General features: G+C 29.1%; 10 protein-coding genes and 1 other RNA gene. 1 reads left to right on the top strand and 10 read right to left on the bottom strand.

The window, feature by feature from the left end; translation table 11 throughout:
• Window positions 1–504: 504 nt before the first annotated feature.
• The 9 genes from G9F71_RS02895 to G9F71_RS02855 form a co-directional block, all read right to left on the bottom strand.
• Window positions 505–1,524, bottom strand: coding sequence for a sensor histidine kinase (locus G9F71_RS02895; RefSeq protein WP_164950961.1), 1,020 nt, complete (start codon window positions 1,522–1,524; stop codon window positions 505–507).
• The gene (locus tag G9F71_RS02890; protein WP_164950962.1) at window positions 1,521–2,192 is read right to left on the bottom strand and encodes a response regulator transcription factor; all 672 of its coding nucleotides are present in this window, start codon (window positions 2,190–2,192) and stop codon (window positions 1,521–1,523) included. Before G9F71_RS02890 ends, G9F71_RS02895 begins: the two co-directional genes overlap by 4 nt.
• A gap of 296 nt (window positions 2,193–2,488) precedes the next feature.
• Window positions 2,489–4,435, bottom strand: coding sequence for an FtsX-like permease family protein (locus G9F71_RS02885; protein WP_164950963.1), 1,947 nt, complete (start codon window positions 4,433–4,435; stop codon window positions 2,489–2,491).
• Window positions 4,410–5,189: an ABC transporter ATP-binding protein gene (locus G9F71_RS02880; RefSeq protein ID WP_164950964.1), complete on the bottom strand. Its 780-nt coding sequence runs from the start codon at window positions 5,187–5,189 to the stop codon at window positions 4,410–4,412. The genes G9F71_RS02885 and G9F71_RS02880 overlap by 26 nt, the downstream gene beginning before the upstream one ends.
• A 320-nt stretch (window positions 5,190–5,509) precedes the next feature.
• Window positions 5,510–5,862: a transfer-messenger RNA gene (gene ssrA, locus G9F71_RS02875) on the bottom strand.
• A gap of 226 nt (window positions 5,863–6,088) precedes the next feature.
• Window positions 6,089–6,556, bottom strand: coding sequence for an SsrA-binding protein SmpB (gene smpB / locus G9F71_RS02870; protein ID WP_125005746.1), 468 nt, complete (start codon window positions 6,554–6,556; stop codon window positions 6,089–6,091).
• A 252-nt stretch (window positions 6,557–6,808) separates the two neighbouring features.
• Window positions 6,809–9,001 (bottom strand): ribonuclease R, encoded by a 2,193-nt coding sequence (gene rnr, locus G9F71_RS02865; RefSeq protein ID WP_164950965.1) that lies wholly within the window; start codon window positions 8,999–9,001, stop codon window positions 6,809–6,811.
• A gap of 501 nt (window positions 9,002–9,502) precedes the next feature.
• Window positions 9,503–10,219 carry a pseudouridine synthase gene (locus G9F71_RS02860; protein WP_164950966.1) on the bottom strand — a complete coding sequence of 239 codons (717 nt, stop codon included), beginning with the start codon at window positions 10,217–10,219 and terminating at the stop codon, window positions 9,503–9,505.
• A 122-nt stretch (window positions 10,220–10,341) separates the two neighbouring features.
• The gene (locus G9F71_RS02855) at window positions 10,342–12,339 is read right to left on the bottom strand and encodes a triple tyrosine motif-containing protein (RefSeq protein WP_224626595.1); all 1,998 of its coding nucleotides are present in this window, start codon (window positions 12,337–12,339) and stop codon (window positions 10,342–10,344) included.
• A 290-nt stretch (window positions 12,340–12,629) separates the two neighbouring features.
• Here G9F71_RS02855 and G9F71_RS02850 point away from each other — a divergent pair, with 290 nt between their 5' ends.
• On the top strand, window positions 12,630–12,809 hold the full coding sequence (locus G9F71_RS02850) for a hypothetical protein (RefSeq protein WP_164950968.1): 180 nt from the start codon (window positions 12,630–12,632) through the stop codon (window positions 12,807–12,809).
• A 226-nt stretch (window positions 12,810–13,035) separates the two neighbouring features.
• Here the strand turns inward: G9F71_RS02850 and G9F71_RS02845 are convergent, their stop codons facing one another.
• The gene (locus G9F71_RS02845; protein ID WP_164945233.1) at window positions 13,036–13,476 is read right to left on the bottom strand and encodes a YaiI/YqxD family protein; all 441 of its coding nucleotides are present in this window, start codon (window positions 13,474–13,476) and stop codon (window positions 13,036–13,038) included.
• Between the last annotated feature and the right edge of the window lie 4 nt (window positions 13,477–13,480).

Genomic DNA, 13,480 nt, shown 5'->3' with positions numbered 1-13,480 from the left:
GAACACTTAGAGGCTCATAAAAAAAACAGGGATTTAGCTCTTATCAAGATAACCTTTATTTTAGAGTAGTCTTCTTTACATAAGACTTTATCTTTTAAGATTCTTAATTCTTTAAAATAGTAAAGACCACATTGAATGTTGCTTCAACGTGGTCTTTACAAACAATTATCTTATCAACATAATTCTGAATGAAATTTTTACAATAATAACTTACTAAAAATAAATAATGATACCACTAATTCAACTAAATCAAAAAATAAGAAAACCCTCAACTAAAATTAATTAGTCGAGGGTTTCACTGGTGGAGGCGAACCGTACCTAACTATATCACTGTCCATTAAAAAAAATGAATTATATAAATAAAATGTAATTTTAAATTACTATAACTTGAGAATTAAACAATTCTAAAAGAAACCACGTTGTAGATTACTTCAACGTGGTTCAGTATATTATTACTCTTCGCCTGCTTCCGAACTGTTTTGAACTATCCGAAAATATGAAGCCTTAATCATCTGTAAAATTTACCATACCAGACAAAGGAAATATTAATGCAACTTTAGTTCCTTTATTCACCTCAGAATCAATAGTAATTTTTAAGCCCAGTTTTGCACATAGTTTTTCACATAGATACAAGCCCATTCCTGTACTTTTACTAAATTTTCTTCCGTTTTCACCCGTAAATCCTTTTTCGAACACTCTATTTATGTCTTTATCTAAAAGACCTACTCCATTATCCTCTATGGTTAACATTACTGAATTAGCTTTTTTTATTGAATATATACTTATCATTGGATCTTTACTACTTGAGTACTTTATAGAGTTTCCTATTATCTGATTAATAATAAATTCAGTCCATTTCGTATCACTATATACAATTTCATTAATATTTTTTATATCTAATTTTATTTTCTTATGAATAAAATCTCTATAATTTCTTTTAACTACATTCCTTACTACATTATCAAGATTAATTTGTTTTATAATATAATCTTTACTAACATCCTCACTTCTAGAATAATAAAGCACCTGTTCTACAAACCCCTCAATTCTATCTATCTGGAAATCTATTTTATTAGTTACTTCATCTCGATTATTTTCAATTATTAGCTTTGTAGAAGCTATTGGTGTTTTAATTTCATGTACCCAGGTCTCTATGTATTCTCTATATTCCACCTGCATATCCTTATATTTTTTTACATTTTCGTGCATATCGCGGCTTATCTCTTTAAGTATAGAATTTAACTTTTGCGCTTGTATAAAGTTCGCTTCCTTTATTACCGCGGGAAGTAGATATTTCTTATCTAAATTTTCTAATATGTTATTAATTTCATCATAATAATTTTTAAATTTTATAAACTCTAAAGCCATATAAGAAATTAATGGCAAAAACCAAATACAAAAAACAAATGAAATTATAATGAAATTAACATTAATAATAATCATTATAGCTGCTAATATGATAAATAACAGCATGTTAGATATTATTACCACCATTTTTTCTTTAATAAATTGACCTATACTCATGGCATTATATACCCGAGCCCTCTTCTTGTTTCTATTGGATTTTCTATGCCTATCTCTTCAAGTTTTTTTCTTAATCTATTAATATTAACAGTTAAAGTACTATCATCTACAAAATAATCTGATTTCCACAGATATTCCATAAACGAATCTCGTTTTACTATATTTCCCTTATTGTTTATTAAGTAAGAGAGTATCTTAACCTCATTTTTCGTTAATTCCAAGCATTTATCCTTATAAATAACCGATGCATTTAAAAGATTTAAATTAAAATCTCTATAGCTTAATATATTATTAATTTTTGAACTTCCACCTGTTCTTCTTAAAATATTACTTATCCTTGCTAATAATATTTCTATATTATAAGGCTTTGTTATAAAATCATCTGCGCCTAAATTCATACTCATTAATTCATCTAAATCACTATCTCTACTTGTAACTATTATAATTGGAACCTCTGAAGTTTTTCGTATTTCTCTACATATATAATAACCATCAAACACTGGAAGATTAATATCTAACAATATAAGTTCTGCATTTTCATTTTCAACATATTGTATTATATTATTAAGGTTTATAGGAGCTTTTACTTCGTATCCATACCTTTTTAAAAAAATTTGTAATTCTCCTCTTATAACTTCATCATCTTCAATAATAATAATTTTTTTCATATGTACTCGTGCCTCCCTACTTATTTTATCCTGTACCCTAATATCATAACATATTCTAAATTTTATAAAATATAAGGCTTTCTATATATCTTAAATATTAAAGTACATATTCAGCTCTATCCACTCCTAATCGGGACTTTTACCCGTTAGATTGTGCCCATTTTGGGAGCACCTTAAAGAGGTACTTACTTTTCAGTAAATACCTCTTTAATTTATTACTTATTTTATTTGCATCATTCTTCATTGGTTTATATACATCAACACAAACATATGCATTAAGTCTAAAATAAATCTCTTTATAAGTTATTCTTAACAATATTTTTATATCCTACATATGTTGTATAGAAGTATCCTGCATAAATTACAATAAATATTAAAGCTGCTACTAATGCTGAAGAGTTAATATTTGTTTCTTGTAAGCTATTTATTAAATCGCTAGTTACTTTAATTCCAACCACTGAATGAATTAATGCAAGACTAACTGGAAGGCTGAAATATATCAATGTTTGAACAAAAATTGTTTTATCTATCATTTTTTCGTTTGCACCAAGTCTCCTTAAAGATTTATATCTTTCTATACTGTCACTAGCTTCTGATAATTGTTGAAGAGAGAGTACTGCCATGCTAGTTATTAAAAATACAATACCTAAATATATTATTGTAAATATTAATACATTTGTTGTTTCCATATTTTCTGAATAAACCCTATCCTTTGAGATACCGAGTATATAACCACCTTTACCATAGTCCTCGCGTTTTTGATATTTTCCATTATATTTTTCTCTATTTTTATCTAAATAATTTACATTAAGTACTGAGCAAGTACTTTTGTAACCTGATAAAAACTCATCATTTATAATTATTATAAAAAAACTCTTTGTAAAATAAGCAGTTTGAAGATTTTCTTCTATAACTTTAGGGTTTTTTATTACATATTCTTTCCCTTTAATGTTAATTTTATTATTATTTTTTATTTTTTGATTTATTGGTTTCATAAACTCATTAGTATTTGATAAAATTAAAACTTCATCCTTAGTTAAATTTACTTCTTTTTCATTCTTAAATTTTAAAATTTTATTATAATCAGATAGTTTAACACATTTTACATAGTCGTCTTCAAAAGCTCCAAATGTTGTTAAAAACTCACTAGCTTTCATACCTATAAGATATTCATTATGAGCTACGGATTTTTCATTTTTACTTATTTTCAAATTAATTTTCTTTAGAACATCTTCTATATTGTAGCCTCCATCCACTTTTGTTACTGATATGCTGGCATCAAAGGGCGTTGCATTTTTAATTCCTGCATCCATAACTGTTTTAAAGCCTATTCCCATAGATAAACTTACTATTGTGAAGAATAACATTAAGCAAATTAAAGACATTGATATGAAGTTTGTATTAACTTTACTATTTATCTGTTTTACTATAAATATATTTAACCCTTTAAAATAAACCTTTTTATTTTTCTTTACCACATATAATATAAACCCAGATAAACTAAAGAAAAATAACACTGTACCTAATATTCCCAAAGCTATTGATATTAAGACCATAGGGTCTAGTACATTTAAACCTACTTTTAGTATTGATTTATATGCAAACCCAAGTGATACTACACATAAAATAAATGCTATTAAATATATAATAGAATTTTTGAATTTAACATCTTGATTTTTTTTACCTGCTATTAATAAATCGATTATCTTGTATTTAGATATAACAAATACATTAAATATCATAACAAGTAAAAACATGATTCCAAAGTATAATACAGTTTTACCTATTGCACCTGTTGAAACTGCAAACTTATATTCATTAACCGGTACATCAAATAACTTTAATGCAAAGGTGGATAATCCTTGTGATGCTCCAATTCCTAGTATAAGTCCACTAATTAAAGATATAACTCCAACTAGAAAAGTTTCCATTACTAATATTATAGATATTTTTCTTTTCCCCATACCGAGTGTCATGTATATTCCTAATTCTTTTTTACGTTTTTTTATCAAGAAATTATTTGCATATAATATTAAACTACCTAATATTATGGATATAAATACTGACACATACGACATAACTTTCATTATTTTAGATACAGATTTCATTTGTATAAGTGCCTTTTGTGACCCAATTGAGTTGAAGCTATAAAATATGCAAACTGCTAAAGTTAGTGTTAAGAAATATATAGCATAGTCCTTAAAACTCTTCTTTACATTACCTACAGCTATTTTGGAATACATTATCATCACCTCCAAGTAGAGTTATAACTTCTATAATTTTATTAAAGAATTCTTTTCTAGTATCCTTACCTCGTACTACCTCACTAAAGATTTTTCCATCTTTAATAAAAAGGATTCTATGAGCATAGCTTGCTGTAAAAGCATCATGGGTAACCATAAGTATTGTGGTCTTTAAATCTCTGTTTAGACTTTCAAGTTTTTCAAGTAATAATCTAGCTGTTTTAGAATCTAGCGCCCCTGTTGGTTCATCAGCAAGTACTAAGGATGGATCTGTTACTATTGCTCTTGCAGAAGCAACTCTTTGCTTTTGTCCACCTGACATTTGATAAGGATATTTATTTAGTTCTAGTTCAATGCCTAAATATTTTGCTACTGATTTTATTTTCCCATCAATTTCTGAACTTTTCTCACCTTTTATTGTTAATGCTAATGCAATATTTTCATAAGCTGTAAGGGTATCTAGTAGGTTAAAATCCTGAAATATAAAACCTAACTCATTTTGTCTAAACTTATCTAATGCTTTTGATTTTAACCTAGTAATATCACTGTTATTTATTATTATTTTCCCTGTAGTGACATTATCAATAGTTGATATACAATTAAGCAATGTTGTTTTACCACTTCCTGAAGGTCCCATTATCCCAACAAACTCACCCTCATCTACCTTAAAACTGATATTATCTATAGCCTTTGTTACACTATCTTTATTTCCATAATACTTTTCAATTTTTTCTACACTTAATATGGTTTTCATTTATAACTCTCCCTTTTTTTCTTTATTTTAAATTTAATTGTTTTAACTCCATCTGATGTACTTATTATATACAATTTTATTTGCAGCAACCACCGATGTGTATTTCATTAACATTACATTTTTGTTATGTTAATATAAGTTTGATTATTTCAATAATAAAAAGTCGCAAAAAAAATTTCCACAGACACTTTAAGTCTGAGGAAACATAATTCATTTAAGCTCTTGTCTTCTTTTTCGAGTTCACACTTCATCATTCTAATCCAACTAAATTAAATCATAAGAAAACCCCCGACTAATTATTAATTAGTCGAAGGTTTTACTGGTGGAGGCGAGGGGTGTCGAACCCCTGTCCGAAAGCCATAACACCTAGGCATCTACGAGCGTAGTTAGTACTTTAGCATTCCCTCTATGTGACTCTTACTAACGAGATTCACGCTTTGGTAGCTTCATATTTTCCGTTTCTGGGTCAAAGCTTTCCCAGACTCGGTTCACCGCTGTCGGCGCCCTATCCTAAGTCGCGGTAATCAAAGGTAAGACGTAGCAGAACTAAGCTGCTAGTGCTAAATTATCGTTTGCGTTTAAATTGTCCCTATAGTTTTTTACGCGGGTCCATAGGTTCCCTCGGCTCGCTTCCTCGATGCAACGTACCCCCGTCGAAACCAAGTACGCCCCCGTATTGTCAAAAGATTTAATTCAAATCCCTTGCAATGCAATAATGTGTGTATCCTATTGCATATTTATAACGCAATTTTATATTTATTTTGTTTTTGTGTTTTTGTAAATGGATTAAACTTTAGTTTTTAATGTTTTATTGCCTTGCTGTCTATGTCTTAATAATACACTATATTAGGAGCTTTATCAAGTGCTAATATTATGTATTTCTTGTGTAATAGTGCTTATTATCTCATACTTTCCTTGAACTGCCTAGCCATATCTCTCTTGGCATCTTTTTCAAGCATAGCATCTCTCTTATCATAATCTTTCTTACCGCGAACAATACCAAGATTAACTTTCACTTTAGTATTTTTAAGATAAATAGATAATGGAACTAGAGTAAACCCCTTTTGTGATGTAAATCCTTGTAGTCTATTTATTTGTTCTTTATGAAGTAATAACCTTCTAACTCTTAATGGATCAGCATTAAATTGGTTCCCATTTTCATAATGACTTATATGCATATTTTTTATAAATACTTCACCGTTTATAACATCTGCATAACTATCTTTTAAATTTGCCTTTCCAGCTCTAATAGACTTTACTTCTGTACCAACAAGTTCTATTCCAGCTTCCATTGCTTCTTCTATAAAATAATCATGTCTTGCTTTTCTATTTTCCACTAGTGTTTTGTTTCCTGTTTCCTTTGCCATAACCTCACCTACTTTATTCTTATTAATATATAATTATACTCTATAACCCATTCTTTTTCAAGAAAATGTGGATTATGTTTACATGGCTGTAGATTCACAAATCGCTCTTTAAAATAATAAACAGAAGAGGCAATTAATTCTCCTCACTTGAGGAGATTAATTCTCCTACTCGAGGAGATTAATCCTTCTCAAGTGAGGAGGTTAATCCTCTTCTGTATTTTTATTTTTAAATTATTCTACAATACAGTACTTTTACTTTGTAGAATCATCTTTTATAAGTTCATCTAAATCCTTAACGGAATATTCTTCTTCTTTTTCTTCTTTATCTTTATCTTCTTTAATTATATCAAAATAAACCTCATGAGAAGCTAAATCAACTTTACTAACTATGATTCTTACCTCTTCGCCCAATTTATACATGTTCTTAGTTCTCTCACCTACAAGGGTTAAATGTCTTTCATCAAAAACATAATAATCATCATCTAAGCTACTCATATGAACTAATCCTTCTATAGTATTTGGAAGTTCTATAAACAATCCAAAATTAGTCACTGAAGAAATAATACCGTCAAATTCTTGACCTATTCTTTCATTCATATATTCTGCTTTCTTTAAGTCATCTACTTCTCTTTCGGCTTCCATTGCTATTCTTTCCATATCTGAGGATTGTTTTGATGCTATCTCTACTTCTTTTCTTAATTTTTCTGTTCTTTTTTCACTTAAGCCTGCATTTATAACCTCTTTAATTATCCTATGGATCATGAGGTCTGGATATCTTCTAATTGGTGAGGTAAAGTGACAATAATATTTGGATGCCAAGCCAAAATGACCGCTACATTCTGGAGAATATTTTGCTTTCATCATAGAACGAAGTAACAATGTGCTTAGCACCATTTCTTCTTTCTCACCTTTTACTTTTGCTATTACTTCTTGAAGCATTCTAGGGTGTATCTCTTTTCCCCACTTTATAGGGTATCCTAAATTATGTGCAAATTCACTAAAATGTATTAACTTTTCTTCATCTGGATCCTCATGGATTCTATATACAAAAGGTACATTAAGCCAGAACATGTGCTCAGCTACAGTTTCATTAGCAATTAGCATAAATTCCTCAATTACTCTATTTGCAATTCCTCTTTCATAAGGAACAATGTCTACAGGTTTTCCAAATTCATTTAATAATATTTTACACTCAGTAAAGTCAAAATCTATAGCACCTCTACCCATTCTCTTTTTATTAAGAATGGCGCATAAATCTTCCATATGTTTAAAATCTTCATATAAATAATCATATTTTTCGATTGCTTCTGCGTCTTTATCTCTTAGTATTTTTGTAACATCAGTATAAGTCATTCTTTCATTAGTTTTTATAATGGTTTCTACTATCTCATGATCTATAGTTTTACCAGTCTTGTCTATTTCCATAAAGCAACTAAGAGCCAACCTATCTACTTTAGGGTTTAAACTACAAACTCCATTAGATAATTTTTTAGGAAGCATTGGTATAACCCTATCAATTAAATATACTGAAGTTGCTCTATTTAGAGCTTCTATGTCCAGTGGATTTTTTTCTTTAACATAGTGAGAAACATCCGCTATATGAACACCTAAACGATAGTTGCCATTATCTAAAATCTCAATAGATACAGCGTCATCTAAATCTTTAGCATCCTCACCATCTATAGTTACCATCTGCAGTTCTCGTAGATCTGTTCTTCGCGTATATTCTTCTTCTGGGATTTTTTCAACTATATTGTCTGCAAAGGCTTCAACTTTTGCTGGAAATTCTTCTGGCAACTTATGTTTTTTAATTATAGTTAATATGTCTATACCTTGATCCCCTTTATTTCCAAGAATCTCTACAATTCTTCCTTCAGGATTTCTTCTTTGTTCTGGCCACTCAGTTATTTCAGCTATTACTATTTGACCTGTTTTTGCACCATTTCTTTCTGCTTTAGGGATAAATATATCTTGAGCAATCCTCTTATCATCTGCTACTACAAAACCAAAGTTTTTGCTGTCATCATAAGTCCCTATTATTGTTTTATTAGATCTTTCTATTATTCTTGTAATCTCACCTTCACATTTCTTACCATTGTTTACTTCTTTTAAAATCTTTGCAAGAACTCTATCACCATTCATTGCTCCATTCACATTATCTGCTGGAATAAATATATCTGGTCTTTCCTCGTCCGCTATTACAAATCCAAAACCTCTTTGATGACCTTGGAATTTACCACTTACAATACCCATCTTCTCTGGAATACCATAATGCTCAGTGCGTGTTTTAACTATTTGACCATCTTTTTCCATTTCAGATAATAGTTTAGTAAAGTCTTTCATGTTTGCTTTTTTAATACTAAATACTTTAGATAATTCCGCTATGTTCATGGGCTTGTATGCTTGTTCTGTCATAAAGCTTATTAGTGTTTCTTTTATATCCATAAGATTTTCCTCCTATATAATTTTCTGTATTAATTTATTTTTTAAATTATTCCTGAATAATATTCATTATAGCTTTAGTTTTAACTAATTATTATGGTTAATTATAACTCTAATTCTATATTTGTTACTTTTATTATAATCCAAAAAATACATCTAGTATATACTATATGATTATATACTTCCCCATTTCCCAATAAAAAATGCCCACATTAAATAGTTTTATTTAATGTGAGCGTTTTGTCGTAATACTATGTATAAACATTTCTTCTCAGAAATCGACTTTTTTTGCAAAATAAAACAGCCCTTGGGGTTGGGCTGTTTTATAATAAATAAAAAGGGGGCTATTTATCTCTCTATTTATCTTTACTCTTTAATTATATTAAACTTAACTAAAGTTTGCAAGGTTTTTTTGAGATTTTATTGTAAATATTTTTTAAAATGGCGACATTTTATTCATATTTTATTCATTTTAACCCTATATTATTATATTATAAAATGTCATTAAACCTGTTTTAATGAGTTTATTTCTTCTTCTGATAATTCTCGATATTGTCCTTCTGATAAACTTTCATCTAATTTTAATGGTCCAAAACTAATTCTTCTTAAAAATACAACTTTTTTATTTACACTTTCAAACATTCTTTTTACCTGATGAAATTTACCTTCCTGAATAGTAACCATTACTTCTGATCCATTCTCATTTGCACTTAATACTTCTAGTATTGCTGGCATACATTTATATCCGTCATCTATTACAACACCATTCTTAAAGGTGGAAATATCCTTTTCATCTATAAATTTATTAATTTCAGCATAATACACTTTATCTACATGATTCTTAGGTGCTATTAATTTATGATTTAACTCCCCATCATTAGTAATTAGTAGTAATCCCACTGTATCTTTATCAAGCCTGCCTATAGGGAATGGCTTAAAGGAATGGTACTGCTCATCTAACAAATCAATTACAGTTTCATCATGATTATCTACAGTAGCAGAAACAACACCCGCTGGCTTATTCATAATTAAATATATGTGTTTCCTATATTTAATTTCTTCACCAGATACCTTTATTACAGCCTTATCCGGATCAATCTTCATAGCACTATCTGAAGCTATAATTCCATCAATCTCTACTTTTCCTTTTTTTAATAATCCCTTTACTTCTTTTCTTGTTCCATGACCTAAATTTGACAATACTTTGTCTATTCTTTCCATATAAATTCATCTCCTCAACTGTTTCTTAAAACCAATAGTAAAACATATAAAATAATTATTATATACAATTATTATAAACCCTTTTCTCATAAAAAAAACAGCCTTGAAAAGCTGTTTTAACTTTATTCTAATACTTCTATCTCCATTATATCATAATCTTCATATGAAATACTCTTATAAAAATTTTTTGATAATACCAGCACTTTATACATTCCTTTAGTAAAGGGCATAAATGTATAATCATTTTTCTTGCTAAATCTTTGTGCTAAGGTCCATTCCTCCTTTTCCATAAGATAAAACTCATATACGACATCTCTGCCTCCCAGGTTTTCCGTTACAAATGTTATTGCTTCATTGGCCTTAAAATTTGTCTTATCGCATAAAATCCTTGTATCTGTTATAGGTAATGTCTCATGTACTTGTATTTTTATTTCCTTCATACAATCATATTCCTCTATGCTAGCTTTATTTTTCGCCCTAAGCTCTATTAAATAATTTCCACTAGATTTTGGTTTAAGCTCGTAATTCTTATGCTGCACAAAGTTTGTTTGTTCCACTAAATGACCATTTATTTTCAAAATATAATTCACAAGGGTATTTCTTGTGTTTTCAGATATTACTTCCAGTGCAATAGTATCCCCTACCATATAATATTCTCGTGTGGGCATTAAAATATAGTCTATTTTAGCTGGAATACACACCAAAGCCTCAATATATACCACTGCGTGGCAATCGAATTCTCTTTTAGAGTATTTATCTTTTACTCTTACCTCTAATTTGAATTTACCGCTTTTTCCTGGAGTAAAATCTGCAAAATCGTGTGTCCCAAATTCAATTCTTTCTATTTCAGTATCATTCTCAAAAATCGAAAAACCATATCTTAGAGAAGTTCCTCCTGTTGCTTTAACTTTTACATGAACAACTTCATTTATTAGTACAGGATTTTTCTTATCCAAAATTATATCATCAATAATAACATTTGTATTTCCTATATCATCAATCATAAAGTCTAAACAAACACTCTTCTCATATTCTCCTTCAAAAGATGAGTCCTTAACCCACAAGCAAGCTTTATATTCTCCTGCTTCACTTGGTGTCCATATATAATTATTTTTTCTAATATAACCTGAATCCTCTATGCACTTTCCATTGATTTTAAATTTGTACAATAATTCTTTCCCACCTCTAGCAATACATCTCAAATTAATAGGAGTATCGCATAGTTGTGGAGAACTTAAATCACTAGTAAAACTTTGTATATCTATTTCTTCATAAGGCTTTACGGTATAATGAATCAATGCTCTATCATCAAACTCATGAAGTGAATACATATCCTTTGCCATGCATAATAGCTTATAACTTCCCATATCTTCTTCAACATAACTAACTAATTTTTTAGTTGAATAATCTTGTATGCATTTACTATCCCCTTCAGGATTAATTTTTACAAATTTGTATAAAATCATTCTGCTGTCCTCATGGCTTGCCTCTACGTCAAAAACTAGTTCCCTACCTGAAAGCAAATCTTCGGTCAAACATTTAAATTTCATAATTTCTAAGGGTTGCACAGATTTTACAGTGAATTGTATTTTCATAAAGTCATCAAAAATATTTTTAGAATCTAAATTCTTGCATTCTACCAAAAATTCTTGCTCTCCAGAATATTTTGAAGCCCAAGTCATTACATTTTCTGATGAATAATCCTTTATAAGTAGCCAATTTCCATTTTTACGTATCCAATACCTATACATAATAGGAACCTGCTTTGTCTCTACTGTTAAGGTGACTTTTTCACCTACCATTATTTCTTTTTTGTCTATGTAAATATCACTTATTAACTTTTCATAAAAATTGCCAACTACATATTCGGTTTTCGACATAAAATCAAAAGCTTTTTTGCTTTCTTTTCTTTTAGCTTGTACCATTATTGAATACTTAGCATCTGCTTCCGGTTTCCATAGAACGGAAGTAGTTGCACTTAATTCCTTTAAAGTAGTCCACGTACCTTCCATTCCTATAAGAAATTTGTAGTCCAGATTATCTTCTATTTCATTTTCAATGCTTACTACAATTTCTTTATGTTCTTCTTCAGGATTTTCTATGTTAAACAATATATTCATTTCATTCACTCAAGTTCACCTACCTTTATAAATAAGCTACACAATGGATTTTTTTAAATCTTCCTCTATATTGGTATATTATACTATGATTCCATAATTTGTAACAGCATTTACTTTCTTTTTTTTCTTTTATTTAATGACATAAATACTTATGATTTTAATTTAAAATAATAATATTACAAATTTTATAATTTTTTATGGTACTGATATTGTTATTATAATATTTATTAATAGGGTAAAACTATTATAACCGTAAATTATTTTTAATAATTGTTGAAAGGAGAGATATTATGACCCACAAAAAACTAGATCATTATAATCCAAATTATCCTTACAAAAAAGAAGACATAACTATTGATAAAAGCAATAAGGCTGGTTATCCTATGCTAGAGCAGGTAAATAACGCTTCCCTATATCCTGAATCTATCAAAGACAACATCGATATGAAAGATATGAATACCGCAGATTAATTATTTTTTATGACCATTTGAAAAATTCACCTGCACTCTTGTGACTTTAATCATGCATTACCTAAGTTAAATCATCATCTGAAATTCTGTTAAACACTTGAAAGTTTTAGAGGACTAAACAATTATGAATTGTTTAGTCCTCTAAAATAACCTTTAACATGTCTAATAGCCGCAGTTACTGGCTATGTTTGTATATTTCAAATGTTATATAGCAATCATTTTACTGCTATGATTGTGCTTTTAAAATCAATTTAATTAAATTGTGATAAAGCCTTTCATCATCTTCTGATGTTCTTTTTTTAGGACCAAAGGTTTTACCTCCACTACGTCTTACTTTACCAGACATATGCCTTTCAAATAATAGCTTATCAATGTTATCATCATCATAGATATGTCCTTTAGGTCCCATAGCATAGGCTCCTTTAGCTAAAACCATAGCGGCAACTCCAAAGTCTTGAGTAATTATTATATCCTTAGATTTTGCTTCATTAGCCACTTTCATATCAACACTTTGAAACCCACTATCCGCATACCTTATTTGCGCATAATCACTATTTAAAACATGATTAATGTCGCAATACATAATGAGCTCTATAGAGTGCTCTATAGCTGCTTTTTCTATTAGATTTTTTCCAGGGCACCCATCTGCATCAACAATAATTCTCATTTTT

Source organism: Clostridium sp. FP2 (genome assembly GCF_011065955.2).
In the GTDB taxonomy this organism is placed as follows: domain Bacteria; phylum Bacillota; class Clostridia; order Clostridiales; family Clostridiaceae; genus Clostridium_AD; species Clostridium_AD tagluense.
Note: the sequence above shows the minus strand (reverse complement) of the source record. Positions and strands in the feature narration are given on the sequence as shown.

Coding starts and splice junctions, on each gene's coding strand:
- smpB (WP_125005746.1), bottom strand. CDS start 6,556: ATGGCAAAGGAAACAGGAAACAAAACACTAGTGGAAAATAGAAAAGCA.
- rnr (WP_164950965.1), bottom strand. CDS start 9,001: ATGGATATAAAAGAAACACTAATAAGCTTTATGACAGAACAAGCATAC.
- G9F71_RS02890 (WP_164950962.1), bottom strand. CDS start 2,192: ATGAAAAAAATTATTATTATTGAAGATGATGAAGTTATAAGAGGAGAA.
- G9F71_RS02895 (WP_164950961.1), bottom strand. CDS start 1,524: ATGAGTATAGGTCAATTTATTAAAGAAAAAATGGTGGTAATAATATCT.
- G9F71_RS02885 (WP_164950963.1), bottom strand. CDS start 4,435: ATGTATTCCAAAATAGCTGTAGGTAATGTAAAGAAGAGTTTTAAGGAC.
- G9F71_RS02855 (WP_224626595.1), bottom strand. CDS start 12,339: ATGAATATATTGTTTAACATAGAAAATCCTGAAGAAGAACATAAAGAA.
- G9F71_RS02860 (WP_164950966.1), bottom strand. CDS start 10,219: ATGGAAAGAATAGACAAAGTATTGTCAAATTTAGGTCATGGAACAAGA.
- G9F71_RS02880 (WP_164950964.1), bottom strand. CDS start 5,189: ATGAAAACCATATTAAGTGTAGAAAAAATTGAAAAGTATTATGGAAAT.
- G9F71_RS02850 (WP_164950968.1), top strand. CDS start 12,630: ATGACCCACAAAAAACTAGATCATTATAATCCAAATTATCCTTACAAA.
- G9F71_RS02845 (WP_164945233.1), bottom strand. CDS start 13,476: ATGAGAATTATTGTTGATGCAGATGGGTGCCCTGGAAAAAATCTAATA.